The organism is Sphingobium sp. WCS2017Hpa-17 (assembly GCF_031843765.1).
GTDB lineage: Bacteria > Pseudomonadota > Alphaproteobacteria > Sphingomonadales > Sphingomonadaceae > Sphingobium.
On record NZ_JAVTIV010000035.1, the window covers coordinates 1 to 23494 of the forward strand.

The 23494-nt window shown below is 61.0% G+C and carries 33 protein-coding genes; all 33 read left to right on the top strand.

Features of this window, described 5'->3' with window-relative positions; translation table 11 throughout:
• Positions 1 to 155: DUF2312 domain-containing protein (locus RQH62_RS23435; protein WP_311271102.1), on the top strand; the 155-nt coding region annotated here is incomplete at its 5' end.
• Positions 156 to 212: 57 nt separating this feature from the next.
• Complete coding sequence (locus tag RQH62_RS23440; protein WP_311271062.1) at positions 213 to 578, top strand: hypothetical protein; 366 nt, start codon at positions 213 to 215, stop codon at positions 576 to 578.
• A complete protein-coding gene (locus tag RQH62_RS23445; protein ID WP_311271063.1) occupies positions 575 to 835 on the top strand; it encodes a helix-turn-helix domain-containing protein in 261 nt (86 codons plus the stop codon). The genes RQH62_RS23440 and RQH62_RS23445 overlap by 4 nt, the downstream gene beginning before the upstream one ends.
• Positions 832 to 1203 carry a GIY-YIG nuclease family protein gene (locus RQH62_RS23450; RefSeq protein ID WP_311271064.1) on the top strand — a complete coding sequence of 124 codons (372 nt, stop codon included), beginning with the start codon at positions 832 to 834 and terminating at the stop codon, positions 1201 to 1203. The genes RQH62_RS23445 and RQH62_RS23450 overlap by 4 nt, the downstream gene beginning before the upstream one ends.
• Positions 1200 to 1949, top strand: a complete 750-nt coding sequence (locus RQH62_RS23455; protein WP_311271065.1) for a hypothetical protein — start codon at positions 1200 to 1202, stop codon at positions 1947 to 1949. Before RQH62_RS23450 ends, RQH62_RS23455 begins: the two co-directional genes overlap by 4 nt.
• A 115-nt stretch (positions 1950 to 2064) precedes the next feature.
• Entirely contained in the window at positions 2065 to 2469 is a 405-nt protein-coding gene (locus RQH62_RS23460) for a hypothetical protein (RefSeq protein ID WP_311271066.1), read from the top strand.
• 265 nt (positions 2470 to 2734) lie between these two features.
• Positions 2735 to 3097, top strand: a complete 363-nt coding sequence (locus tag RQH62_RS23465) for a hypothetical protein (RefSeq protein WP_311271067.1) — start codon at positions 2735 to 2737, stop codon at positions 3095 to 3097.
• Between the two features lie 47 nt (positions 3098 to 3144).
• Complete coding sequence (locus RQH62_RS23470) at positions 3145 to 3327, top strand: hypothetical protein (RefSeq protein ID WP_311271068.1); 183 nt, start codon at positions 3145 to 3147, stop codon at positions 3325 to 3327.
• Positions 3324 to 3722, top strand: a complete 399-nt coding sequence (locus RQH62_RS23475; RefSeq protein WP_311271069.1) for a terminase small subunit — start codon at positions 3324 to 3326, stop codon at positions 3720 to 3722. The genes RQH62_RS23470 and RQH62_RS23475 overlap by 4 nt, the downstream gene beginning before the upstream one ends.
• Entirely contained in the window at positions 3722 to 5131 is a 1410-nt protein-coding gene (locus RQH62_RS23480; protein ID WP_311271070.1) for a PBSX family phage terminase large subunit, read from the top strand. The genes RQH62_RS23475 and RQH62_RS23480 overlap by 1 nt, the downstream gene beginning before the upstream one ends.
• A gap of 177 nt (positions 5132 to 5308) precedes the next feature.
• Positions 5309 to 6682 carry a DUF1073 domain-containing protein gene (locus RQH62_RS23485; protein WP_311271071.1) on the top strand — a complete coding sequence of 458 codons (1374 nt, stop codon included), beginning with the start codon at positions 5309 to 5311 and terminating at the stop codon, positions 6680 to 6682.
• On the top strand, positions 6682 to 7461 hold the full coding sequence (locus tag RQH62_RS23490) for a phage minor head protein (RefSeq protein ID WP_311271072.1): 780 nt from the start codon (positions 6682 to 6684) through the stop codon (positions 7459 to 7461). The genes RQH62_RS23485 and RQH62_RS23490 overlap by 1 nt, the downstream gene beginning before the upstream one ends.
• A gap of 13 nt (positions 7462 to 7474) precedes the next feature.
• Positions 7475 to 8233, top strand: coding sequence for a hypothetical protein (locus RQH62_RS23495; RefSeq protein WP_311271073.1), 759 nt, complete (start codon positions 7475 to 7477; stop codon positions 8231 to 8233).
• Between the two features lie 9 nt (positions 8234 to 8242).
• Complete coding sequence (locus tag RQH62_RS23500) at positions 8243 to 8788, top strand: hypothetical protein (protein ID WP_311271074.1); 546 nt, start codon at positions 8243 to 8245, stop codon at positions 8786 to 8788.
• A gap of 42 nt (positions 8789 to 8830) precedes the next feature.
• Positions 8831 to 10090, top strand: a complete 1260-nt coding sequence (locus RQH62_RS23505) for a DUF2213 domain-containing protein (protein ID WP_311271075.1) — start codon at positions 8831 to 8833, stop codon at positions 10088 to 10090.
• A gap of 4 nt (positions 10091 to 10094) precedes the next feature.
• Entirely contained in the window at positions 10095 to 10784 is a 690-nt protein-coding gene (locus RQH62_RS23510; protein WP_311271076.1) for a hypothetical protein, read from the top strand.
• A gap of 6 nt (positions 10785 to 10790) precedes the next feature.
• Positions 10791 to 11915 carry a hypothetical protein gene (locus RQH62_RS23515; protein WP_311271077.1) on the top strand — a complete coding sequence of 375 codons (1125 nt, stop codon included), beginning with the start codon at positions 10791 to 10793 and terminating at the stop codon, positions 11913 to 11915.
• A gap of 43 nt (positions 11916 to 11958) precedes the next feature.
• Entirely contained in the window at positions 11959 to 12297 is a 339-nt protein-coding gene (locus RQH62_RS23520) for a hypothetical protein (protein ID WP_311271078.1), read from the top strand.
• Positions 12298 to 12300: 3 nt separating this feature from the next.
• Positions 12301 to 12744, top strand: a complete 444-nt coding sequence (locus RQH62_RS23525) for a DUF4054 domain-containing protein (protein ID WP_311271079.1) — start codon at positions 12301 to 12303, stop codon at positions 12742 to 12744.
• Positions 12745 to 12758: 14 nt separating this feature from the next.
• A complete protein-coding gene (locus RQH62_RS23530) occupies positions 12759 to 13256 on the top strand; it encodes a hypothetical protein (RefSeq protein ID WP_311271080.1) in 498 nt (165 codons plus the stop codon).
• Positions 13253 to 13660, top strand: coding sequence for a hypothetical protein (locus RQH62_RS23535; protein ID WP_311271081.1), 408 nt, complete (start codon positions 13253 to 13255; stop codon positions 13658 to 13660). The genes RQH62_RS23530 and RQH62_RS23535 overlap by 4 nt, the downstream gene beginning before the upstream one ends.
• The gene (locus tag RQH62_RS23540) at positions 13657 to 14169 is read left to right on the top strand and encodes an LIC_12616 family protein (protein ID WP_311271082.1); all 513 of its coding nucleotides are present in this window, start codon (positions 13657 to 13659) and stop codon (positions 14167 to 14169) included. Before RQH62_RS23535 ends, RQH62_RS23540 begins: the two co-directional genes overlap by 4 nt.
• A 1-nt stretch (position 14170) precedes the next feature.
• On the top strand, positions 14171 to 15655 hold the full coding sequence (locus RQH62_RS23545) for a DUF3383 domain-containing protein (protein ID WP_311271083.1): 1485 nt from the start codon (positions 14171 to 14173) through the stop codon (positions 15653 to 15655).
• Between the two features lie 13 nt (positions 15656 to 15668).
• On the top strand, positions 15669 to 16112 hold the full coding sequence (locus tag RQH62_RS23550) for a phage tail fiber protein (RefSeq protein ID WP_311271084.1): 444 nt from the start codon (positions 15669 to 15671) through the stop codon (positions 16110 to 16112).
• A gap of 9 nt (positions 16113 to 16121) precedes the next feature.
• On the top strand, positions 16122 to 16688 hold the full coding sequence (locus RQH62_RS23555) for a hypothetical protein (RefSeq protein ID WP_311271085.1): 567 nt from the start codon (positions 16122 to 16124) through the stop codon (positions 16686 to 16688).
• A 731-nt stretch (positions 16689 to 17419) separates the two neighbouring features.
• Positions 17420 to 18910, top strand: a complete 1491-nt coding sequence (locus tag RQH62_RS23560; RefSeq protein ID WP_311271086.1) for a phage tail tip lysozyme — start codon at positions 17420 to 17422, stop codon at positions 18908 to 18910.
• Positions 18910 to 19524, top strand: a complete 615-nt coding sequence (locus RQH62_RS23565) for a phage baseplate protein (RefSeq protein WP_311271087.1) — start codon at positions 18910 to 18912, stop codon at positions 19522 to 19524. The genes RQH62_RS23560 and RQH62_RS23565 overlap by 1 nt, the downstream gene beginning before the upstream one ends.
• Positions 19521 to 19817, top strand: coding sequence for a phage baseplate plug protein (locus RQH62_RS23570; protein ID WP_311271088.1), 297 nt, complete (start codon positions 19521 to 19523; stop codon positions 19815 to 19817). The genes RQH62_RS23565 and RQH62_RS23570 overlap by 4 nt, the downstream gene beginning before the upstream one ends.
• A complete protein-coding gene (locus RQH62_RS23575) occupies positions 19817 to 20686 on the top strand; it encodes a baseplate hub protein (protein ID WP_311271089.1) in 870 nt (289 codons plus the stop codon). Before RQH62_RS23570 ends, RQH62_RS23575 begins: the two co-directional genes overlap by 1 nt.
• Positions 20683 to 21294 carry a hypothetical protein gene (locus tag RQH62_RS23580; RefSeq protein ID WP_311271090.1) on the top strand — a complete coding sequence of 204 codons (612 nt, stop codon included), beginning with the start codon at positions 20683 to 20685 and terminating at the stop codon, positions 21292 to 21294. The genes RQH62_RS23575 and RQH62_RS23580 overlap by 4 nt, the downstream gene beginning before the upstream one ends.
• 9 nt (positions 21295 to 21303) lie before the next feature.
• Positions 21304 to 21642 (top strand): hypothetical protein, encoded by a 339-nt coding sequence (locus RQH62_RS23585; RefSeq protein WP_311271091.1) that lies wholly within the window; start codon positions 21304 to 21306, stop codon positions 21640 to 21642.
• Complete coding sequence (locus RQH62_RS23590; protein ID WP_311271092.1) at positions 21639 to 22847, top strand: baseplate J/gp47 family protein; 1209 nt, start codon at positions 21639 to 21641, stop codon at positions 22845 to 22847. Before RQH62_RS23585 ends, RQH62_RS23590 begins: the two co-directional genes overlap by 4 nt.
• A 4-nt stretch (positions 22848 to 22851) precedes the next feature.
• Positions 22852 to 23493 (top strand): DUF2612 domain-containing protein, encoded by a 642-nt coding sequence (locus RQH62_RS23595; RefSeq protein WP_311271093.1) that lies wholly within the window; start codon positions 22852 to 22854, stop codon positions 23491 to 23493.
• The last annotated feature ends 1 nt before the right edge of the window (position 23494 follow it).

A 23494-nucleotide genomic window follows, 5' to 3' on the forward strand; every position in this document is an offset into this window, starting at 1 on the left:
ACGATATCAAGGACGTCTATCTGGAAGCTAAGGCCAACGGTTACGACGCCGGGATCATGCGTCAGATTATCAAGCTGCGGAAGATGCAGCCGCACGATCGGCAGGAAATGGAGCATATCCTCCAGACCTATCTGGCCGCGCTCGGCATGGAGTGACTGCTGGCTTCACCGGACCCCGGAGCAATCCGGGGCGAGGATGAAACCAGTGAGTGCATGATGATCGTATCACTACCCTTCCCGCCCGCAATCCTGTCCGGTCACACGGGCGGCGACGGCATGGGCAAATGGAAAAAGATCAAGGAGGTTCAGGCGCGCCGGGCTTTGGCCAAGGCTGTTGCTCAGGCTGCGTTGCGCCGCTGCAACTACCGCCCATCCGAGGCTGGCGACATCGGCATCCGCATCACGTTTACGCCGCCTGACAACCGTGGCGATCGGGTCAATTTCGCAGCCCGCATGAAGGCTTATGTCGATGGCATCGCTGAGGCGCTTGGCGTGAACGATAAGCGGTTCCTGCCGTCGTATGAGTTTCGCGCCGCTGAGAAGCCGGGACAGGTCGTGGTGGAGGTGGTGGCCGCGTGACATCCTCTCTCATCATCGAACGCGCCGCCGAAATCAGCGGATACCCGGTGTCCATCCTGCGCGGCCCGGCCCGGGATCGCCCCATCTGCATGGTGCGCTGGGCTATCATGGCGATACTTCGGGCGCGCGGGCTTTCGCTAGCCACCATCGGGCGCCTGCTGAACCGGCATCACACCAGCGTCATCAGCGGATTGGAGCGCGTCGAGAGGTTGCGCCGGGATCCGGCGTTCACCGGCCTTCTGGAGGCGCTGGCATGAATAGCTTCGTCTATTATATCGCCTGCACCGAAACGAGGCGAGTGAAGATCGGATTTACATCCGGCAACGTGATGCACCGCCTGCGCGCTCTCCAAACTGGCTCTGCCGCGCCTCTAGTTCTGATTGCCTGCCATCCCGGTTCTATGGCCGACGAAAAGCGCATCCACGAGCAATTCGATGCCCAGCGCGTCCAAGGCGAATGGTTCGACATGTCTGAAGACCTGTTCATGCATGTGTCTATGGTGACATGGCTTGCTGCATCTGAGTGCGCTGCCACTGGCGCACCGGTCGCCGATTGGCTGCGCGTCGGTCTTCAGTCGATGAATGAGGAATCCCCGCTGCCCGCGCATTTGGCGGCGCTTATATGAGCATCATCGCAACCGCCGTGAAGCACCTGATTGCCGCTGGGGTTTCTGGTGATGATCTTGTGCGCGCGATTGCGGAGATGGAGGCTGCGCAGCCCGTAAAGCTCGACCCGGTTGCCGAAAAGCGCCGCGCTTATGACCGTGAACGCAAGCGCAATCGTGATAGGAATTCCGATGGAATTCCGGTGGAATCCGCCGCACCCCCTCCCCCCAATGATATATATTCTAACCCCCCACCCGTAACCCCAACAGCTAACGCTGTTGATCCCCTTTCGGATTTTTCGGATCGGGTTGTGGAGGATTGGAACCGCCAGATCGCTGGCACACCGCTGCCGCAGGCTCGGAAGCTGAACGCCGATCGCCGCAAGCACCTGCGATGCCGGGTCGCCGAGCATGGAGAGAGCGCGGTTCTAGCCGCAATCGGGGCGATGTGCCGGTCGGATTTCCATTCCGGCCGCAGCGGGAAATGGACCGAGGGTAGCCTTGGCTGGCTGCTGAAAAGCCCGGAAAACTTCCAGAAAATGCTGGAGCGCGCCGATGGTGAGGCCGCGAAACCCGCCGCCGCTGCCAAGTCCAGCATCGCCGGTGGGAGCCTGTTTGACCAGCTTCGGGAAGGCAAGATCACGGAGGCTGAGTTCCATGCTCAGCGGGCCAAGCTGGCCCAGACCGAGAAACCGCCACCGCGTCGCGACAAGCCGCAAACGGGCTCGATCGCTCAGTTTATACCAAGAATTGCAGGTGCCGCATGAAGAAAATCCGCGAAATCGAATGCCTCTGCGGCGCCCGCGAGCGCGACGAGGGGCAAGCGCGGCCGAGGTTGTGCTGGTCGTGCAAGAAGCCTGATGGGATGGGGGAGTTTCCTCGATGAACATCGCCTCCACCCCAGACATCGCCGTCGCAAAGATCCTCGGATCGCTGGCAGACGAATTCACGCGCCGGGCGGTCGCCGCCCAGCCACGATTTGATCCGGAAACCCTCGCTTTCGAGATCCGTGAGCGCAAGAACAACCCAGCCCTTCGCCACTTGCGCGAGGAGGCGTGGAACATGCTGCTTGAGCTTTATCTGGCCCGGCGGTGTCCGACAGTATCGAGCCTGTGCATCGCCTCGCATGGGCCATCGACAACGGCGCTTAGGCACATCTCAACTCTGTGCAGATCGGGGCTTGCAGAGCGGGTCAGCCACATCCGGGACCGGCGCAAGGTGCTGGTTTCGATATCCAACAAGGGCCGCGAAATCATGGACCGGCATTTTGAGAGGTTGGGGCGGTGAGCATGACCAACATCGCGCAATCTTACTGGAGGGCGATCGGGTGAAGGGTATTGCCACAGACCTATTCACTTGGGCGGAAGTGCGCGCGTCGATCGGTCATAATGGCGGACCTACGCTTGATGCGCAGCTGCCGAAGCTGCAACGCGCCACCCGGAAGCCGCGCTCTTGTCGTGAATGCGGGACGCCCATCAGCGCCTATTCACGCGGGCGATGTGAGTCATGCGCCTATTCAGCAATGCGGAAGCCGCCTCCGGATGATCTTGCCATGATCCTGCGCAAACTCGGCTCCTGTGGCGCGGCCAAGCATTACCGCTCCAGCCTGTCCACCGTGACCCGGTGGCGGCGGGAAATAGGCCTGCTGCCTCATGAGCGCACGCGATATCGCCAGCCTACGTTTCGGCAGCAGATGTTCAAGCAAGCCCCGCTCCGGGTTGTGCGCGACTATACCAGCGTGGGACAGGCAGCGGACTTTCTGCGCCGGTTCGCAGCCGTCTATCGCTGCGATGAGAAAGGCCAAGTGCCCAAGCGTGGCGGCGGCCTCTTCTGGAACCGCAACGGTTACGTTCTGACCGATGAAGAATTGATGGCCAAGGCGCGGCGCCTTGGCTGGGAACCTGCGAGGCTATGATGGACGTGAGCATAAGCGACCTTGCCGTTCTGCGATATCTGGAGTGCGTGAAGGGCATCGACATGGCCGTGATCCGTGCGGAGATGAGAAGTCCTGCTTTGGCCACTGCGGACGACTTCGGCGCGCCTGTCGTCATCGGCAGAAATGGTGAGCGTTTCGTTATCGAGAATGGTGTGGTCGTGACCGTGATCGGCAAGGCTCGTAATGCGGGGAGGATGATAGGGCGATGACTCCGAAGCAGGAAAAGTTCTGCCAGCTGTATGTCGAGCTTGGCAACGCCTCAGAGGCCTACCGCCAGTCCTACAGCGCTGAGCGGATGAAGGCGCCCACGATCAACGTGAAGGCGTCGCAATTACTGGCGCAGGATAAGATTTCGGTAAGGGTCGCTGAATTGAAGGCGGCCCACGCTGAGCGCCACAACATGACGGTCGATGACATCGCGAAACTGCTGAAGGAGGATCGCGATTTCGCGCGGAAATGTGAAACGCCGGCCGCCGCTGTCAGTGCGACGATGGGACTGGCGAAGCTGTACGGCCACCTGCGGGACAAAGTTGATCATACCAGTTCGGATGGCAGCATGTCGCCAAAGGGCCGCACTCTGGATGATTTCTACAGCGCCGAATAATGTTTCAGCTCAACCCAAACCTGCGGCCATTCTGGAAGACGCGCAAGCCCTACAAGCTGCTCAAGGGCGGACGCTTTTCGTCCAAAACGCAAGACGCGGGCGGGATGGCGGCCTTTCTGGCGCGCAACTTCTCGTTGAAATTCATGTGCATCCGGCAGTTTCAAAACCGCATCACGGATAGTGTCTACACCGTCATCAAAGAGAAAATCATCGCCGCCGGTTGGGATGGCGAGTTCGATATCGGTGCAACCTCGATTAAGCACAAGGAGACTGGATCAGAATTCTTGTTCTACGGAATCGCGCGCAACATTGCTGAAATCAAAGGCACAGAAGGTGTAGATATATGTTGGATCGAGGAGGGTGAGGGCCTCACTGAAGATCAGTGGGCTGTTATCGACCCGACCATCCGCAAGAATGGATCCGAGATATGGATTTTGTGGAACCCCTATTCCCAGACGGATTTTGTCCAAACCAAGTTGCCTGAGCTACTCGGGGACGACTGCATTATCCGCCATATCAATTATGACGAAAACCCTTTCCTATCTGACACGGCGAGAAAGAAGGCTGAGCGACTCAAGTTGGTCGATGAGGATTCCTACAACCACATTTATCTTGGCCGCGCCCTATCCAGTGACGAAATGTCCATCATCAAGGGCAAGTGGTTCGACGCCTCCATAGATGCGCATATCCTTATCCCCGACTTCCCCAAAGGCGGCGGCAAGATCGGTGGAATGGACATTTCAGGCGGCATAGAGGGCGACATTATTGCACCCAAGGCCAACGATCCGAACGCGCTGGCCTGGCGCTATGGCTGCGTCCTGATGGATTTGCTGGAGTGGCAGGACGAGAACCCGAACGCCGCCGCTGCATATGCGCATCCGATCCTGCTTAAAGAGGGGGTAGATACGCTCAACATTGATGACATTGGCGTGGGTGCGTCTGTTCCTTCGGAGTTCAGGAGGCTGCACAGGGAGGTGCAGGCAAAGGCACCGGGAACCATCCGCAACTTCTCCTTTAAAGGTTGGACGGCATCGGAAGGCCCCGCAATGCCAGATCGACACTATGAGCTTGGGAAAACCCACGGCGATATGTGGCTGAATTTGAAGGCCCAAGGCTGGGGGATGTTGGCCGATAGGTTTTATAACACCTGGCTCGCTCGTAATGGCCTACCCCATGATAGGGAGAAAATGATATCCATCCCTTCTAGTCTGCCGCTCCGAGAAAAGCTCAAGGGAGAGTTGACCGGGCCACGAAAGGAGATCGTCAACGGCAAACAGAAGACCGAGGGCAAGAAGGCACTCAAGAAGCGCGGCATTTCTTCGCACAACCTCGCTGATGCGGTGGTCATGGCTTTCGCCCATACCAAGCGCGTCATGTCGATCAGTTCGGAGGCGCTGGCGGCGGCGTGAACAGCCCTATCATGGACCTTACACGCTCGCATGAACGGAAGGTCTATGTTCTCTCGCATCCGCGCCGCGTGGCGCGCCTTCTGGAATAGCACAACCTCTCAGCCGGTAGAGGTTGAGGAAAAGCGCCGCCTCCACATCAGCCAGGCGGCTCTATGGGAGGCCGAACGCAACGGCGCGGTGACCTTCCTGCCTGAGCAGACGTTCGCACGCCCCACCCCATTGCGCGGCGTTCTGCCTTCGGGAATGGCGCTCGATAGCCTCCCATCTCTCGATCAGGTGGCATCGTCCGCCTATTCGCAGATGATGTCCGAGGGGCTGGGCTTCCTCGGCTATCCCTATCTGGCCGAGCTGAGCCAGCGCGCGGAATATCGCAAGATCGCCTCCATCTGGGCTGAGCATTGCACCCGCAAATGGATCAAGATCAAGGGCGACAAGGCCAAGGTCCAGAAGATCGAGGAGGAGCTTCAGCGCCTCGACGTGAAAGAGCAGTTCCGCCGCGCGATCGAGAAGGAATGCTTCTTCGGTCGCATCCACCTGTTCATGGACTTCGGAGACTTTGACAAGGATAACGAGCTGGCGGTGCGCCTGTCGGTCAAGAAGGAGAAGGTGAACCCCAGGCGCCCGATCCAGCGCCTATCGCTTGTTGAGCCGATGTGGAGCTACCCCGGCCCCTACGACGCGCAAAACCCGCTTTCTCCGGACTTCTACCGCCCGCGTTCTTGGTACGTCTCTGGCCGAGAGGTTCACGCTTCCCGGCTGCTGACGATGGTTGGCCACGAAATGCCCAACATGCTGAAGCCTGCCTATGCATTCGGCGGCGTGTCGCTGACGCAGATGTGCAAGCCCTATGTCGATAACTGGCTTCGCACGCGGCAGTCCGTCAGCGATCTCGTCAACGCCTTCTCGGTCATGGTGCTGAAGACTGATATGGAGGCGGTGCTGAATGGTGGCGCGGCCGGCGATCTATTCAACCGCATCGACCTATTCAACAAAATGCGGACAAATCGCGGCACGTTCGCGATCGACAAAAACACTGAGGACTTCGCCAACGTCTCCGTCCCTTTGTCAGGCGTCGACAAGCTGCTGGCGCAGTCCCAGGAGCAGATGTCGAGCGTGTCGAGCATCCCCCTCATTCTGTTGCTCGGCATCACCCCAACTGGCCTCAATGCGTCGTCGGAAGGTGAGTTCCGGGCCTTCTATGACGCCATCCTGTCCTATGTCGGGCGTGTCTGTCGGCCTCCGCTGGAGACGCTGCTGGACGTGATCCAACTGTCGCTATTCGGTGAAGTGGACCAGAAGATCAAATTCGAGTTCGTGCCGCTTTGGGAAATGAGCGACAAGGACAAGGCGGACATTCGCAAGAGTGATGCCGATGCCCACGGCTCCTATGTCGATCGCGGCGTCGTGTCGCCGGAAGAGGTGCGCGAAAGCCTCCAGAACGACGAAACCAGTCTTTATCACGGCGTGGACCTGAGTGGCGCGCCGCCTGAGCCGCTGACCGATGGGGACGAAGAATATCCCGACCTAGAGGACGAGCGGAAGGCAGCCTGATGCTCAAGCCGGTGCGCCCATCTGCCCCGATTCGTGCCAAATATGAAGAACGGCTGACGGATCTCATCAATGAGATGAATGCCAGCATCATCCATTGGATCAAAGCTGAGTGGCGCAAGGCCACGCCGGAAACGACGCTGCTGGGGGAGGATGAGACGCCAGCTAAGTCCATCCAGATAGCTATCTCCCGCCTTGGCCGCCGATGGCTCAAGCGCTTCGATCAACTGTCCGATAGCCTGGCTGAGTATTTCGCCAAAGCGACCCGCGATCGCTGCGACCGATCACTTATGGCGGACATGCGTAGATCTGGATTCACGGTCAGCTTCAAGATGACGCCAGCCATGCGGGATGCATTTGATGCTGTGCGCGCGGAGAATGTCAACCTCATCAAGTCTGTGGCGCAACAGCACCTCTCCCATGTCGAGACGCTGGTTATGCAGTCGGTCAGTCAGGGGCGCGATCTTGGCGCGCTGGTAAAGGGGTTGGAGAAAACGGCAGGCGTCACCCGCCGCCGCGCTTCGCTGATCGCTCGGGACCAGAACAACAAGGCCACGGCGGTCATGACAAAAACGCGCCATCTGGAACTTGGCATCACGCAGGCGAAATGGCTTCACAGCGCGGGCGGTAAATCCCCGCGCCCCGAGCATGTCGCCTTCTCGGGCAAGGTTTACGACATCAAGGGCGGCCATGATTTCGGTGATGGTGAAGGCCCTGTGTGGCCCGGTACCGCGATAAACTGCCGCTGCGTCTGCGTCCCTGTCATTCCCGGCTTTGGCTAACTGGAGCAATCAAATGAAGCGCATCATCTTCTTTCTGGCCGCCTTGCCGCTCTCCGCCCCGGCTATCGCGCAGGTTACCGCAAATCTCCCTGTCACCTGCACTCCATCGGGCATCTGCACGCGCGCTACTGCGGTCACCAATCCGGATGGGACGAATATTGGAGCGTCCAGCGGCACCGGCACCTCAGCCTCCCAGGTGCAGGGCAACGCTGCATCGGGCGCAACCGATACCGGCAACCCGGTCAAGGTCGGCGGCGTCTACAATAGCACGCTTTCGCCTCTGACAGACGGCCAGCGTGGCAATCTGATGCAAGGTTCGCGCGGCTCGCTAAACGTAACTCTGATGCAAGCCGATAGCGTCAATCCATTGGCGAATGTCGGTGACAATAGCGATGCTCAATCGACCGGATCGACTGCCCGCCTTCTCACTGTATCGCGCAATTACGTCTGGAATGGTACCACTTGGGACCGTGCCCCTGGAAGCACGGCGGGCGCAAATGTCGTCAGCAAGGGCGGCCTTTCGCTGGCGACCGGGCAAGTTAGCGTCACCACATCCTCTACGCTGGTCGCAGCCGCCCGCACCGGTCGGAACAAGATCACGATGAGTGTCGGCGCTGCCAATACTTGCGCATTCGGCAATACCGGCGTCACGACCACGACAGGCTTCCCGCTGGCGCCGACCGTGGGCGCATCCCTCACGCTGGATACCGCCGCCGCGATCTACGCCGTGTGCAGCGCCACCACGACCATCAGCTTCATCGAACAATATTGAGGTGCCGACATGCGCTATCTGCTGTTCCTTACCGCGATCGTAGCCTCCCCTGCCTTCGGTCAGGTCGCCTATCCCCCGGCTGACACTAGTAACCTCGCCACCAAGTCCGAGGTGCAGGCCGCCAGCAGCGCGGCAAGTGCGGCGCAGGCTGCTATCCCGCCCGCATGCCCAGTCGCGCCTTCGGGCGACACGCTGAACGGCACGATCGGCAGCGGTGTCAACTGCACGCCGAAGCAGGACAGTACGCGTCCGACCTCTGTGCAGGCCGGCAACACCACTCTGGCGGCGAATTGCACCTTCTCGGTGTCGCTGGCCCGAGCGTTCACCAGCACATCCCCATTCGCCTATGCTGCGGTGGTCGACACAGCGAACAATCAGATGCCGTGCAAGATCCAGACGCGATCGGCCACCGCGTTCACTGGCATCTGTAACGCCGCACAGAACACCGTCCTATCGCTCTCCGTGGTGACGACTGGCCTGACGCTCTTGCCGTTTGGCACCACCTGCACCGCTGGCACGGCGGTCATGTGGGTAGCACGGGAGCCAACGCAGTAACTCCCTGCTCTATGCTGATGTTACAGCTTTGGAGCGACACTGATGACGACCGTTCTTCTCGCCCTTGACCGCGCTTCGGTTCGCAGCCGGGATGCGAACGGCTTTCTGCACGTCGCCATGTCCAACATCTCCAAGGCCAATGTCTGCCCCTACTATGGGCAGGAGATTCCGGGCTGGCAGGAATTGGGGCTGGACGGCGATCGGGTCTATTACCTCTACCGCGATCCCGATGAACTGGCGCGCGGGGCGGCGACGTTCAACAATGTTCCGATCCTGTCACGCCACATGCCGGTCGATTGCGAAGCGCTGCCAGAAGAACTCATCATTGGCTCTACCGGCACCGATTGCGCTTTTGACGGCGTGTACCTCAAGAACAGCCTAGTGGTCTGGTGCGCCGATCATCAGCGCGCGATCGAGGACGAGGAAAAGCGCGAGCTTTCATGCGGTTATCGCTACCGCGCAGACATGACCGCAGGCCGCACTTTGGATGGTTTGCAATACGATGGTGTAATGCGTGACATCATGGGCAACCACGTCGCCCTCGTCATCGAAGGCCGCGCGGGACCGGACGTTATGGTCGGAGATGAAGTAATGAAGCTCAAATCCCGCACGGCGCTGATGATCTCTGGCGCGCTTCAGGCGCACATCCGCCCCCTGCTCGCAGCCGACGCGAAGATTGACATCGCGCCCGCCCTCGATGGCATCGACGCCAAGGCTATGGCCGCTGATGGCGCCCCCAAGAAGCTTGCGAACAAGATCGTCAAGCTGGTGGGCGACAAGCTGGCCGCAGACAAGGCGATCGACGCCGACGCGCTTGCCGGGGTGATTGGCACCGTCACCCCCCTCGCCCTCGATGAAGACAAGATCGAGGAGGCAGAAGACGAGGATCCCGAAGCTGCTGAGGATGAAGACCCCGACGCGGAGGACGAGGATGATCCCAAGGACGCGGAAGACGAAGACCCGAAGGAAGCCATGGATGCCTCCACGGTTCGCCGCATGATTTCCGACGCGGAAAAGCGCGGCGCCTCGCGTGCCGCTGCGATCGACACCGCGAAGCGCGACGTGGCCCCGCATGTCGGCGAAGTGGTCGGCATGGACAGCGCGGAGGCGATCTATCGCTTCTGCCTGACTGAGAACGGCTATGGCGCTGCATCGCTCAAGGGTGCGCCGATCCACACGCTTCAGGCAATGGTCGCTGGCATCAAGAAGGGCCAGCCTATCGCGCAAGACCGCAAGGTGGTCACTGGTGCAAGCAAGCTGGCCGCCGTCATTCCCAACCTGCCCCCTCTGATCCGGAGCTAAGTCGATGGCTTTTCAGACCACCGTACCCGCTGCGAAGCCTGCGCCCTTTATCGAAGGTGGCTGGACCGGCTTCAATCCGCATTTCACCCTGACCAATCCCGACGAGGGCATGTGGGTCGCCGGAACGCCCGGCCCCATCATCGGCCGGTTCGCCTTCGCCAATGTCGCGAATGGCAAGGTCACCAGCGCCCATCCCGGCGCTTCGGACGTTCGTGTCGGCTTTGTCCATCGTGACCAGCCCGCAATCATCGCCGGCCTTCTGGCGGGCGACAACAACCAGGCCGTTTCCGGGCAGGGCATCGACCTTCTGGAGGACGGGCCGGTGGCAGCGAAATTTGCTGCTGGTGTCGCCAAGACCGGCCTTCTGGTCTACGCCTCCTATGCTGACGGCTCCTGCCGCGCAGCGGTGGCGGCAAGTCCCGCGACCACCACCTATGCGGCCACCACGGCCAGCGGATCGCCCAACCTGACCGGCGTCGGCGCAGGCGCGGCGCCCGGCCAGCCGGTCACCGGCACTGGTATCCCGGCCAATACCTATCTGGTCAGCGTCAGCGGTACCACCGCCGTCATGAGCGCGAATGCGACCGCAAGCGGCTCGATCACCGTGACCGCGAACACCGACTTCGAAACCCTCTGGCGCACGCGATCGGTCTGCGCTGCGGGTGAACTCGCCAAGATCAGCGTCCGGGGGTAACCAGCAATGCGCGATTTCCAGCTTCGTACCGAACTCGCCGAACGCGGCGTTTTCTTCCCCACCACCGCCATTCTGGCGCACGATGGCACGCCCGAGCAGATGGCCCGCCATCAGCGCTGGTGCGGCAATTGGGCGCTTGCGGCGCAGGACAACCCGCATCTGGTCACAGCCGACCTGCGCACGCTGATGGACGGGTTTGCCGGTGACGCTCAGCCTGCGATGGTCACGACGCCAAACGCGGGCATCCCCCTGCTGTTCGCGTCGATCGTGGACCCGGAGGTGATCCGCATCGTATTCCAGCCGCTCAATGCGGTGGAAATTCTAGGCGGCGAAGCACAGCGCGGGACTTGGGTCGATCAGGTCGCGTACTTCCCGACTGCCGAATTCACCGGCTCGGTCGCCACCTATGGCGATTACAGCAACAACGGCGCGGTCGATGTCAACGCCAACTGGACACCCCGCCAGCCCTATCACTGGCAGGCGTTCAAGCGCTACGGCGAGCAGCAGCTTGCCCGCTACGGCGCGGCCGGCCTGAACTATGAAGGCGAACTGAGCAATTCGCTCGCCTACAAGTTCCAGCAGGTGGGCAACGAGATCTATTTCAACGGCGTCTCCGGCCTCACCAACTATGGCCTGCTGAATGACCCGTCGCTGCCAGCGGCCATCAGTCCGCTCGTCAAGGCGATTACGACCGCAGGCGTGACGTGGACCTATGCGTCGGTGATCGAGAAGTTCAACGACATCAAGAAGCTGTTCGGGCAGCTCGTGATCCAGATGGGCGGCAACGTCACGATGGACGCGAAGATGACGCTGGCGATCTCGAACACGCGCCAGATCGACATGGTTTCGACCAACGACTTCGGCATCACCCTGCGCGCGATCCTGAAGGAGGCGTTCCCGAACATGCGCATCGTTACCGCGCCGCAATACACCGCCAGCGGCGGCGAACTGATGCAGCTCATCCTCGACGCCTATCAGGGGCAGCGCACCGCCCTCCCGGCATACACCGAGAAGATGCGCGCGCACGCGATGGTCACTGAGCCGAGTGCATGGGCGCAGAAGACCAGCGCTGGTTCGTGGGGGACCATCATCCGCCGCCCGATCGCCATCGCTCAGATGCTGGGCATTTAAGGAGTTCTTTATGTGGGTTGCCTCTAACCTTCCGCACGGCCTTGTGGTCGAACACAAAGACCTGACGCTGCACATCAACGGCTCGAACGTCGGCTACGATCCTGAGAACCTCGCCAAGAATGGCCTGGCACCGGATACCGCCGTCCGCTTCCATGGACATGGCCTCACCGAATTCACCGGGACCGAGGCCGACGCCTTCAAGGAATGGTTCGAGATCAGCGGCAAGGGTGCTGGTCCGGTGCAGAGCGGCGCCATCCAGATCGCGCAGACGGAATCGGACGCGAAGAAGGCCGCCGTCAAGAACGACGCCAACAAGACTGCGCGCGCCGGCCTGAATCCCGAAAAGGATTTGCCGGACGGGGTTGAAACCAAAAAGGACTAAGCCATGGCCGTAGCGGTCTTTATCTACCGCGACTGGCTTGCTCGGTATCCTGAGATGGGGGCGGTCAGCGAAAGGCGGGCCGCCCTCTTCTTTGCTGAGGCAGGGCTGTATCTCGACAATAGCGATGCCTCGCCGGTCGGTGACGTGGGTCGGCGCCTGATGCTGCTCAACATGCTCACGGCGCACATTGCGGCGTTGAACGGCGGGCTGGAAGCGGACGGCTCACCCTCTGGCACGGTGGGCGCCATCACGTCCGCGACCGAAGGCAGCGTGTCCGTGTCGTTCGATAGCGGCCTCCAGCCCGGCACCGCGCCCTGGCTTCGGCAAACGCAATACGGGCTTTCCTTCTGGCAGGCGACAAGGGGGCTTCGCCTTGCCTTCTATGTTCCCGGCCCGAATCCTAATTTCGAGCCACGCGGCGGGCTGGGTTACTCATGGCGACGGTAAGCGGCAGCGGGGGAATGTCCGCCAAGATCCGCGAGATCAGCGACAAGCTGCATAAAGCGCGGGAGGTCCGCGTCGGCTTTCTCGAAAACGCAACCTATCCCGATGGCACGTCCGTGGCCATGGTTGCGGCCATCAACAATTTCGGTGCGCCGGAAGCGGGCATCCCTGCCCGACCCTTCTTCTCGGATATGATCGCCCGGCACAAAGGTAATTGGGGTGATGCGTTCGGCGAGCTGATCAAAGCGGTGGACTTCGATGCTGAAAAGGCTTTGGCTATGATGGGTGAAGGCATGGCCGGCCAGCTTCGCGAGCAGATCGTGGAGACGAGCAGCCCGGCGAACTCCGCTGTCACCAATCTCCTGAAGCAGCGCTTTCCCACCGGCGATGGCGTGACGTTCGCTGATGTGATGCAGGCCCGGCACGACGTGGCCGCAGGCGAGCGAGCACCGGCTGGGAAGCCCTTGGTATGGTCGGGCAACCTCCTCAATAGCGTGGACAAGGAGGTGCTATGAATTTGCGAGGCATAGCCAACCGGGCCACCACCCGCATCAATCGCAACCTCCCCGCCGAGGCGTTGATTTGCCAAGGCTACGGCACGGCGGCGTCCGGCAAGCGCACGGCGATCTATGCCGATCCGGTCGCCATCACGGCGCAGGTCCAGGCGCTCACCAAGGACGAGATTCGCCATCTCGACGCGCAGAATATCGCCGGCACGGAAATGGCGGCCTACGTCAATCGCCAACTGACCAGCATCGACCGCGACAAAGGCTCTGGTGGTGACGTTGTGCTGTTCGGCGATCAGCCCACCGTGCCTGTCGATTTGCGCGGCTCGGCATGGGTTGTGACCGCCGTGCTGGAGGCGTGGACGACCGCAGGATGGTCCCGCGTCGGCCTGACCCGGCAGATGTCCTCATGAGCGCTATCCCGCTCTCTCTCACTGAAGACCAGATCATGGAGGGTCTGCGCGCGTTCATTCTGGACGTGCTGCCCGATGGCATAGAGGTTGTTCAAGGTCAGGACAATTTCGTCAACATGCCACGCGGGGCGGACTTCGTGATGATCACTCCCGCCGCGCGCCAGCTGCTATCGCAGACAGCGCACAGCTATGATGCTGAGGAAGGGGAGAAGGAGGTCAGCCGATCGACCAGCCTCCACTTCCAGCTCGATATTTACGGCCCGAACGGGTCGGACAACACGCAGATCATCACCACTCTGTTCCGTGACGAATACGGGTTCAGCTTCTTCAAGGGCCACGGGATCGCTCCGCTCTACTGCGATGACGGGCGCCAGATGCCTCTCGTATCCGGTGAAAAGACCTACATCCAGCGCTGGCTCACGCGCGGCGTCCTCCAGACCAACCTCGCCGTTACAGTGCCCCAGCAGTTCGCCGATAAACTGATTACAACCTTGATGGAGTATCACTGACATGGCGAGCATCCCGGCGTCCGCGATCGTCAATATCATCCCGAACGTCCTGAGCGCTGGCGGCACCGGGCTTGATCTTGTCGGCCTTATCGTGACCCCGAACACGCAGCTCCCGGTCGGCGCCGTGCTGGCCTTCAGCAGCCCCGCCGATGTGGCGACATATTTCGGCGCGCAGTCGGATGAGGCCAATCTGGCGACGACCTATTTCCTTGGCTATGACGGCTCCACGGTGAAGCCCGCCAAGCTGTGGCTGGCCCGCGCTGCCAATGCCTCCGTGGCGGCCTATCTGCGCGGGGGCAAGTTGGGTTTGACGCTCGATCAGTTGAAGGCCCTGAGCGGGGTGCTGACGATCAGCGTTGCAGGCTCCAACAAAACCTCGACCTCCATCGACCTGTCGGCGGTGACGAGCTTCACCAATGCCGCATCCGTTATCCAGGCCGCCTTCACGTCGCCGGGCTTCACCGTCGCCTATGACAGCCTGTCCGGCGCGTTCGTATTCACCACCTCTACCACGGGGACCAGTGCGACGATCGGCTTTGCGTCCGGCACTCTTTCCGCCGGCCTGAAGCTCACCGCAGCGACTGGCGCGGTCACGTCGCAGGGCAGCGCCATTCAGGATGCGGGTTCTGTCATGGACGCGGTCGTGGCACAGACGCAGGACTTTGTCTCGTTCATGACGACATGGGAGCCGACTGACGATATCAAGCTGCTGTTCGCCTCCTGGGCGCACGCGAAAGCCAATCGCTTCGCCTATGTCCCGCACACGAACACGGCGGCGGCGACCAACACGGCGGACGCGACCACGATCGGCCCGAAGGTCAAGGCGGCGGGCTATGGCTCGGTTGCCCCCGTTTACGATCCAGCGAATGGCGCGAATGTGGCCGCCGCCCTGCTGGGCTATATCGCCTCGCTCGATACGGGTGCGCTCAATGGCCGTGCCACCATGGCCTTCCGAGAAGGCAATGTGGTCGCGGGCGTCACCAATCAGACGGCGGGCGACAATCTCATTGCCAATGGCTATAATTTCGTCGGTGCCTATGCCACCGCGAACGATGGCTTCGTGTTCCTTTACCCAGGTCAGATCAGCGGCGATTTCGCTTGGATAGACAGCTGGGTGTCGCAGGTGTGGCTCAATAATGCGCTGCAACTGGCGCTGATGACGCTCCTGACCTCCATCGGCCAGATCCCGTATAATGCGGACGGCTACGCGCTGATCGAGGCGGCGATGTCCGACCCGGTGGAGAGCGCCCTGAACTTCGGCGCGATCCGGGCCGGCGTGTCGCTGAGCAACCTTCAGAAGACGCAGATCAACAACGCGGCCGGCGGTGACGTGGCCAGCATCGTGGAGAAGCGGGGCTGGTATATCAAGGTGCAGGACGCCACCCCGCAGGTCCGCGCCGCGCGCGGTTCTCCGCCGATCTTCCTCTGGTACACCGATGGCCAGTCCGTTCAGAAGATCACCCTCAATTCCATCGCGGTCCAGTAAGGAGGCCTGAGCCATGAACACGCGCACCCTGACCTCCGCCAACTCGATCATCATGCTTTCGGTGGCGGGCCTCTATGCCTCTCCCCAGCGCATCCAGGGCTATTCGGCGGACGATATCTCAGGCTCCGACGCCATCAGCCCCAAGCAGACCTCCATGGGTTTGGACGGTCGCCTGTCGGCTGGGTTCGTCCCGCAGGCTGTGGTGCAGAACATCACCCTGCAAGCGGACAGCTTGTCGAACGACCTGTTCGAGAATTGGGCAGAGGCTGAGAAGGTGGTGCGCGAAGCCTATGAGGCATCCGGCCTGCTCATCATCCCGGCGACCCAGCGCAAATACACGCTGACACGCGGCTTCCTGACCTCCTACCCGGCCATGCCGAGCCTGCGCAACACGGTGCAGCCGCAGCGCTACGCGATCACGTGGGAGCGTGTCTCGCCGTCGCCGTGGCTGTCGTAAGGAGCGAGCATGTCCCGTAAGCAGAAGATCGTCACCATCGAGGCGGAAGGCCGCGATCGGGGGAAGTCCTTTCTCATCCTCGAAAAGAGCGCCTGGGATCAGGAGCGGTGGGCGATGCGCCTGCTGCTCGCGCTGGGTAAGGCTGGCGTCGATATCCCAGACGATGCCCTGACCGCTGGCGTGGTCGGGATCATGGCGGCCGGGATCACGTCCCTCTCCCGCCTGACGCCAGACGACGCTGAGCCGTTGATGGACGAAATGATGGGCTGCGTGTCCATCATTCCCGACCTGTCGCGCCGCGATCCAGCGAATACCGAAATGCCGATCACCCGCTCCATCCTGCGTGGCGGTTCGCAGGGCGAAGGCGACATCGAAGAGTTCGCCACCCTGCTTCGTTTGCGCGCGGAGGTTGCGGAGCTGCATGTGGGTTTTTCCGTTCCCGCCGCTCTCTCGACGTTAGCGGCCCACCACTTGACTTCCAACCGGCAGAATTCGTCAACGTCCCGGCGCTCTGCGGGTCGATCATCGCGAGCGGTAAAGCCACGCTCAAAGAACTCCAAGGCTACTACGGGCTAGAGGATTGCTACGACCTCATGGAGGTGAGCATCATCGTCGGGGAGAATGAGCGGCGGGCGATGAAGGCGGCTGAATTGCGGGGTGGGTGATTTGCGTTCGGCGGCATCACCTGTCATGATCCGAAAATGGTTCGATTCTTGGGATTTATTGGTGCCGCGATGCTCATCTTGGGCATAGCGCTTCTTTTCCCGGTCGCTGTTTACTCAGCCAAAGAAATTCACTTTGGTGAATATGTCCTGGAAAGCGGTGTAAATAATATCGACCTATTCGGCCGAGTGTTGGGTATGGGGCTTATCGGGGGCCCGCTAACGGTGAGCGGCTCGGTATTCTTGTCTGCGTGGGCAATCGTCACAAGATCAGATCGCCTCCGCTAAGCAGTATCAATCTGGCTTCCATCCCATTGGTGCAGGCTGACTGCAAGGGTGCCACCCATATTTCGTGGGCAGCACCCGCCAGTCAGAATATGACCAGCAGATTCCCCGACGTTCCAGTTCGACACCGATGTTGTCGCGCGCGGTGCAGACATCATCGTCGGGATCATGTTGCCCACCCCGGCACTCTTCATTCATAGCGAGCCACTGGCGTTTCAGTTCAGGGCTGGCTTGTGGGTAAGACCGCGCGGAGGACATGCCAGCAGGCAAACACAGGCTCATTACCAAGGCGGCCTTGATCAAAATGCGCACTCCAGCCTCCATGGCCTATTCTGAGGTTACGCCCTTGGGAGTAGCGCAGTGGTTGGGATTCTGGAAGCCTTTGTCGTCAGCTTCGCGATTGACGCGGCCGGCTTCGATAAACAGGCTGAGGACGTTCAGGACACCTCGAACCAAACTCGCGATGTGGCCAAGAAGGCGTTCGACGGAATCGAGGGTGCCGCGCGCAATACGGCCAAGGGCGTCCGCTCGATCAGTATGGAACTGCTTGGCCTATTCCTGACGTTTCAGGGCGCGAGTTCGATCACCGGATTCATCGGCAATATGGTGGCAGGAACCGCCGCAGCCGATCGTATGGGCCAGACAATCGGCATGACCACCGCCAAAGTGATGGCATGGCAGGCAGCGATGCGCGAGGTCGGCGGCCAGCCCGGCGATGCCAATTCCTCCCTGCAAGCGCTGGAGGGCATCAAGCAGGAATGGCAGCAGTTCGGCATCCGTGGCCCCCGCGCGCAAATCCTTCAGGCCATGGGGATCACGCCGCAAGACCTTGAAAAGTCCGACCCAGGAGAACTGCTGACCAAGCTGGCAGGCGCCCCGCGTCCATGGGGCAATGAGCGCTACGCGAACCAGCTACAGCAGTTGGGCCTATCTCAGAACATGATCTACTTCCTGATGCAGGGCGGCGATCACGTGAAGAAGCAGCTCGCCCAATATGAACGCAACACCGACGAATTGGAAAAGCAGGCAAAGGAGGCCGAGAAGCTCCAGCAATCGCTTGCCGAACTGAACAACAGCATCTCCAAGCTGCTGGTCCCGGCCCTGAACAAACTGCTGCCTCCGATCACACGCCTTGCTGAATGGATCGACAGCCTCATCAATGGGCCTCGCGAGCCATCTAAGCCCGGCACCATCTGGGAAGATCCGCTGACTGGAGGCGGGCTGTTCCGGCTGCGGCGTGACGGCGGTGGTGACGGTGGAGCTAAGCAGGCTGCGGCAAGTGCCCCCGCCCCTGCTTCAGGTAAAGGCGTCCATGCTGATCCGATCATGAAGTTCATGATGGACAAGGGCCTGACGTGGAAGCAGGCGCTGGGAATCCGCGCGGGCATCCAAGCGGAAAGCGGCGGCAACCCTAATGCGCGCAACCCAACCAGCGGGGCCTATGGGATTGGCCAGTGGCTCGGTTCGCGCAAGTCCGAACTGTTCCGCCGATACGGCAAGAAGCCGACAATGAAGCAACAGTTGGAGTTCATGTGGTATGAACTTACGGGTGGCGACCCCGGCGGCAAGAAGGTGTTGGCGCAGAAAGGCATCGCCGAGACGCTGCGGGCCTACATTACCGATTTCATGCGCCCTCAGGGCAAGAATTGGGAGCATGTGGGTGATTGGCGATCCGACATGCGGCGCGGCGCGGGATACATCAAGGAATGGTCGAACCAGCAGCGCGCCATGAACATCGGCACCGTCAACATCTACACCCGTGCATCCGACCCCAAGGCGGTCGCCCGCGAGGTGCAGAACCTGCGCGGACGTGCGGCGGTCGTCCACACTGATCAGCGAGTACGCCCCTGATGGCTGGCCCGCGCTTCCCGAACGTGCCGATCGCTACCGGCGTGCCGGCTGTTATGCGCAGCGCGGCGACGCAGGTTATCGCAGGCGTCGGATTGCTTTCAACGGACAGTTCAGACGTGTCCCAGCTTGCCGCCAGTCAGTGGGGCGTCTTCAAGGCGGACGGTGGGCGCGCGCTATGGCCCGACAACGTCGTGGCCCTCAACTACCGGGCTGAGCATCGCATCGCAGACTATCCGATCGAGCGGGGCGGATTTGAGAGTTACGACAAGGTCGCCCTCCCCTTCGACGCTACCGTGCGTATGACCAAGGGCGGGACCATCGCGGCGCGCGTCTCCTTCCTTCGGGCAATCGAGGCAATCAGAGGCGACCGCAAGCTCTACAACGTCACCACCCCTGAGCAGACCTATCGAAACGTCAATGTTGCGGAGGTGCAGGTTGATCGGTCGCAGGAGAGCGGCGCCGGCCTCATCATCGTGGATATCCACCTGCGCGAGATTCGGCAGAACGCCAAGGCTGAATTCTCCAAGTCTAAAGACCCAGCCGGCGTGTCTCCTTACAACAATGGGTCCGCTCAGCCGGCCGATCCGCCGGCCAATGCGGGGTCCGTGCAATGACGCCTGTTTCCACCATCCCATTGGCCGCACTCGCGTCCCAGATCGTCGCCATCAGCCTGGCTAACCAAGCGGCGCGGGTGCAGGTCTATCAGAAGCGCACAGGCCTCTATCTCGACCTTTACCTGAACGATGAGCCAGTGGTGACGGGTGTTCTGTGCCGTGATCGTGTTTGGCTGATCCGGGACGCTTACCGCGGCTTCAGCGGCGACCTGTGCTTTGTCGACACGCAGGGGTTGAGCGATCCCGACTATACCGGCCTTGGCTCGCGTTTTGTCCTAGTCTGGGGTTTGTGATGGCCTTTGCAAAGCGCATCATCAATCTGAAGTTTCAGCTTGGCCAAGGCGACTTTGGCACCGGCGGCAACAACACGGTGGACCTGTCCGGCCTACGCTGCTCGGTCAACATCGTGAAGTCGGGATACAACGTCATGGAGGCGGATATTCGCGTCTGGGGCATGCCTCTAGACCTCATGAACAAGCTGACCGTCGTGAACCGGCTAGGGATGCAGGAGTACCGCGCGAACACCGTCACGATCATGGCAGGCGACGAGGAAAGCGGCGTCTCGGTGTGCTTCAAGGGGACGGTGTTCGAGGCTTGGGTGGACGCTGGCGAACCGCCCGACGTGATGTTTCACGTCTTCGCCCTGTCATCGCTGTTCGACACGTCCGAAATTTCACCGCCCACCAGCTACAAAGGTTCGGTCGATGCGGCGTTCGCCCTGTCCGGCGTTGCTGCGCAGATGGGCTATGGTTTCGAGAATGGCGGTGTCCAAGGCAAGCTGTTCAACCCCTATTACCCCGGCGACGCCCGCGCGCAGATCAGCAAAATGTGCGAAGACGTGAATTGCGCCTTCGACTTTGACGAGGACCGGAAGATGCTGGCCGTCTGGCCGAAGGATGGATCGCGCAACGGGCAGGTTGAGAAAATATCACCATCCACCGGCATGATCGGGTATCCATCCTTCACGCAGAGCGGCATCCGCTTTGCCACGGTCTATAACCCGAACATTGTCTTTGGCCGCGCTATCATCATGGAAAGCCAGTTGCAACCAGCGAACGGGCAATGGGTGGTCGCCTCTCTCGCGCATCAGCTCGATTCCGAAGTGCCGAATGGACAATGGCTGACCGATATCGAGTGCGGCTATCTGGGTCATATCGCATGACGAACCGCACAGGGTTCGCCGGGATCACCTCCGCGCTGGACGACCTTTCCCGCCTCAAGTTCGTCGTCCAGCAGATGATGAACGGAATGGCGACGGCGACCGTGGTTCAGGTGAAAGCGGTGGAAGGGCAGAGCGTCGATGTCCTCCCACTGGTCAATCAGATTGACGGAAAAGACACAGGCATCCCCCACAGCACCATCCACGGCCTGCCCTATTTCTCCGTCCAAGGAGGGACTAACAGCGTCATCGTTGCCCCGGCAGTGAATGATATCGGGGTCGCCGTCTTCTGCCACAACGACATTTCCAGCGTGAAAGCGACCAAGGCCTCCGCCCTGCCCGCGAGCCGTCGCCGCTATTCATGGTCGGACGGGATCTATTTCGGCGGCCTCCCTCTCCTGAACGCCGCCCCTGAGCAGTTCATTCGCATGGACGCGGACGGCATCATGATCCAGGCGCTCAGCGGCAAGCCGATCAAGATGATTGGCGATGTAGAATTGACCGGCAAGCTGACGGCCTCCGACGATGTGATAGCGGATGGCAAATCGCTCAAGACGCATAAGCATGGCGGCGTCAGCGCAGGCTCCGGGGAAACGGGCGTCCCGGTCTAAACTGATTACATGGCTGGCACACTGCTCCTCGATCGGGACACATGGGATCTATGCGCCGATGCGCAGGGCAATATCGCCGTTGCGACCGAGCCATACAGTCTGTCGCAGGACGTGGCATCAGAATGCCGCGTTTACCTTGGTGAGTGCTATTATGACACCACGCGCGGCATCCCCTATCCTTCACAGGTTTTGGGCCAGATGCAGCCTGTGCAGGTTCTCAAGGAGAGCCTTGTCACCGCCGCTTCCCTCGTCCCCGGCGTTTCTGATGTCACGGTCTTCCTGACCGGCATCACCAACCGCGAAATCGGTGGGCAAATCCAGTTCAGCCAAGGGGTGACGGTCCTGTGAGTAATGTCCCGCACCCGATCTTTTCGGCAACCGGCGTGGCCGCTCCGACCGAAAGCGCAATCTCAACGGGTTTGTGGGCGGACTTTCAGGCGGCTTTCGAGGGCATCCTGAACGAAAGCCCGGCAACGCCTCAGGGTCAGCTTATTACCTCTCTCGCCGCCATCCTTGGCGCCAATAACGATCTGTTCCTGCAATTTGTCAATCAGGTCGATCCGGCCTTCGCGGACGGTAGGATGCAGGACGCGATCGGGCGAATCTACTATCTCGCCCGCATTGGCGCGCAGGCCACCGTCGTCACCTGCAACTGCGTCGGCGGTTCCGGGACACTGATCCCGGCCGGCTCACTGGCGCAGGCCACGGACGGCACCATCTATGAGAGCGTGGCCAGCGCCACCATCGGCATATCCGGCTCCGTGTCTGTCGTGTTCCGATCGACGGCGACGGGGCCTGTAGCTTGCCCTGCGGGAACGCTCAACGTCATCTACCGTGTAGTCCAAGGCTGGGATTCTGTCAGCAATCCATCCGATGGCGTGATCGGGCGCGGGCAGGAAACGCGCGCAGAGTTCGAGACGCGCCGGTCCGCTTCGGTCGCGCAGAACGCTCGCAGCGTGCTTGATGCGGTGCGTGGGGCGGTTCTCAGCGTGGCGGGTGTAACCGATGCCTATGTGACCGAGAATCCGACCAATGCACCGGTCACGGTCGGCGGCGTCACCTTGGCGGCCCATTCGCTCTACGTCTGCGCCTATGGCGGATCTAACGCCAATGTCGCCAAGGCTATCTGGACCAAAAAGCCGCCCGGCTGCGGCTACAATGGCAGCACGACCGTCACGGTGGTGGACGACAGTTCAGGCTACGGCCTGCCCCTTCCCTCCTATCCGGTGACGTTTCAGCGGCCCGACCCCCTCCCGATCTACTTCGGCGTCTCGATCGCCAACGGGCCGCAAGTCCCGTCCAACGCTGCGGCGCTGGTGAAGGATGCGATCGTGGCCGCGTTCAACGGCGATGACGGCGGGGCGCGGGCGCGGATCGGCGGGACGGTATTTGCCCTGCGCTATGCCACGCCGATCGCGGCGTTGGGATCGTGGGCGCAGCTCGTCTCCATCACTGTAGGCATTGCCTCGAGCCCCACGTCGGCAGAAGTGGCGGTGGATATCGATCAAGTGCCGACGATCGACCCCGGGCACATCTCAGTCGCGCTGGTGTAGCGCTGTGGCCCGCTTCTTCGATCCCGCGCAAACCCTGCTCAGCCAATATGCGAACAGCCCTGTCCTCACCGACCTGATCGACCGGCTAAGTCTCGCGATCGACCGGCAGGAGGATTTTGACACCTTCTACGACATAGTCTGGAACATCGACACAGCGGCCGGCTTCGGGCTGGATATCTGGGGTAGGATCGTGGGCGTTGGGCGCGCTCTGTATGTCCCAGATGAAGAATATCTTGGATTCTCGCAGGCGGGCGACACCTACCCGTTTGATGAGGGTATATTCTACGGCGGCTCCAGCGCCACACCCAACTATCTCCTGACCGATGTTGCCTATCGCCGGGTCATTATGGCCAAGGCGGCGCTAAACATTACAGACGGCTCGATACTGGCAATCAATGCGATCCTGATGGCACTCTTTCCGACCTCCGGGAACGTCTATGTTCGAGACAACCGCGACATGACGCTTACCTATGTGTTTGGCGCGCCGATCAGCCGGATTGAATATGCCATCGTGACGCAGGCGAATGTCTTGCCTCGTCCAGCCGGCGTGAGATTCACGGTGGTCGCTCCGGTCGCGTCGGAAGCGACATTCGATTCCACCTTCATCACTCTCGATACCACTCATCACTCCTGGGACGAGGCCTGAT

What these genes read in the sequence shown, in the direction of transcription:
- RQH62_RS23440 (WP_311271062.1), top strand. Translation starts at nt 213, where the DNA reads ATGATGATCGTATCACTACCCTTCCCGCCCGCAATCCTGTCCGGTCAC.
- RQH62_RS23450 (WP_311271064.1), top strand. Translation starts at nt 832, where the DNA reads ATGAATAGCTTCGTCTATTATATCGCCTGCACCGAAACGAGGCGAGTG.
- RQH62_RS23455 (WP_311271065.1), top strand. Translation starts at nt 1,200, where the DNA reads ATGAGCATCATCGCAACCGCCGTGAAGCACCTGATTGCCGCTGGGGTT.
- RQH62_RS23460 (WP_311271066.1), top strand. Translation starts at nt 2,065, where the DNA reads ATGAACATCGCCTCCACCCCAGACATCGCCGTCGCAAAGATCCTCGGA.
- RQH62_RS23465 (WP_311271067.1), top strand. Translation starts at nt 2,735, where the DNA reads ATGATCCTGCGCAAACTCGGCTCCTGTGGCGCGGCCAAGCATTACCGC.
- RQH62_RS23475 (WP_311271069.1), top strand. Translation starts at nt 3,324, where the DNA reads ATGACTCCGAAGCAGGAAAAGTTCTGCCAGCTGTATGTCGAGCTTGGC.
- RQH62_RS23480 (WP_311271070.1), top strand. Translation starts at nt 3,722, where the DNA reads ATGTTTCAGCTCAACCCAAACCTGCGGCCATTCTGGAAGACGCGCAAG.
- RQH62_RS23490 (WP_311271072.1), top strand. Translation starts at nt 6,682, where the DNA reads ATGCTCAAGCCGGTGCGCCCATCTGCCCCGATTCGTGCCAAATATGAA.
- RQH62_RS23495 (WP_311271073.1), top strand. Translation starts at nt 7,475, where the DNA reads ATGAAGCGCATCATCTTCTTTCTGGCCGCCTTGCCGCTCTCCGCCCCG.
- RQH62_RS23500 (WP_311271074.1), top strand. Translation starts at nt 8,243, where the DNA reads ATGCGCTATCTGCTGTTCCTTACCGCGATCGTAGCCTCCCCTGCCTTC.
- RQH62_RS23505 (WP_311271075.1), top strand. Translation starts at nt 8,831, where the DNA reads ATGACGACCGTTCTTCTCGCCCTTGACCGCGCTTCGGTTCGCAGCCGG.
- RQH62_RS23510 (WP_311271076.1), top strand. Translation starts at nt 10,095, where the DNA reads ATGGCTTTTCAGACCACCGTACCCGCTGCGAAGCCTGCGCCCTTTATC.
- RQH62_RS23515 (WP_311271077.1), top strand. Translation starts at nt 10,791, where the DNA reads ATGCGCGATTTCCAGCTTCGTACCGAACTCGCCGAACGCGGCGTTTTC.
- RQH62_RS23525 (WP_311271079.1), top strand. Translation starts at nt 12,301, where the DNA reads ATGGCCGTAGCGGTCTTTATCTACCGCGACTGGCTTGCTCGGTATCCT.
- RQH62_RS23530 (WP_311271080.1), top strand. Translation starts at nt 12,759, where the DNA reads ATGTCCGCCAAGATCCGCGAGATCAGCGACAAGCTGCATAAAGCGCGG.
- RQH62_RS23535 (WP_311271081.1), top strand. Translation starts at nt 13,253, where the DNA reads ATGAATTTGCGAGGCATAGCCAACCGGGCCACCACCCGCATCAATCGC.
- RQH62_RS23540 (WP_311271082.1), top strand. Translation starts at nt 13,657, where the DNA reads ATGAGCGCTATCCCGCTCTCTCTCACTGAAGACCAGATCATGGAGGGT.
- RQH62_RS23545 (WP_311271083.1), top strand. Translation starts at nt 14,171, where the DNA reads ATGGCGAGCATCCCGGCGTCCGCGATCGTCAATATCATCCCGAACGTC.
- RQH62_RS23550 (WP_311271084.1), top strand. Translation starts at nt 15,669, where the DNA reads ATGAACACGCGCACCCTGACCTCCGCCAACTCGATCATCATGCTTTCG.
- RQH62_RS23555 (WP_311271085.1), top strand. Translation starts at nt 16,122, where the DNA reads ATGTCCCGTAAGCAGAAGATCGTCACCATCGAGGCGGAAGGCCGCGAT.
- RQH62_RS23565 (WP_311271087.1), top strand. Translation starts at nt 18,910, where the DNA reads ATGGCTGGCCCGCGCTTCCCGAACGTGCCGATCGCTACCGGCGTGCCG.
- RQH62_RS23570 (WP_311271088.1), top strand. Translation starts at nt 19,521, where the DNA reads ATGACGCCTGTTTCCACCATCCCATTGGCCGCACTCGCGTCCCAGATC.
- RQH62_RS23575 (WP_311271089.1), top strand. Translation starts at nt 19,817, where the DNA reads ATGGCCTTTGCAAAGCGCATCATCAATCTGAAGTTTCAGCTTGGCCAA.
- RQH62_RS23580 (WP_311271090.1), top strand. Translation starts at nt 20,683, where the DNA reads ATGACGAACCGCACAGGGTTCGCCGGGATCACCTCCGCGCTGGACGAC.
- RQH62_RS23585 (WP_311271091.1), top strand. Translation starts at nt 21,304, where the DNA reads ATGGCTGGCACACTGCTCCTCGATCGGGACACATGGGATCTATGCGCC.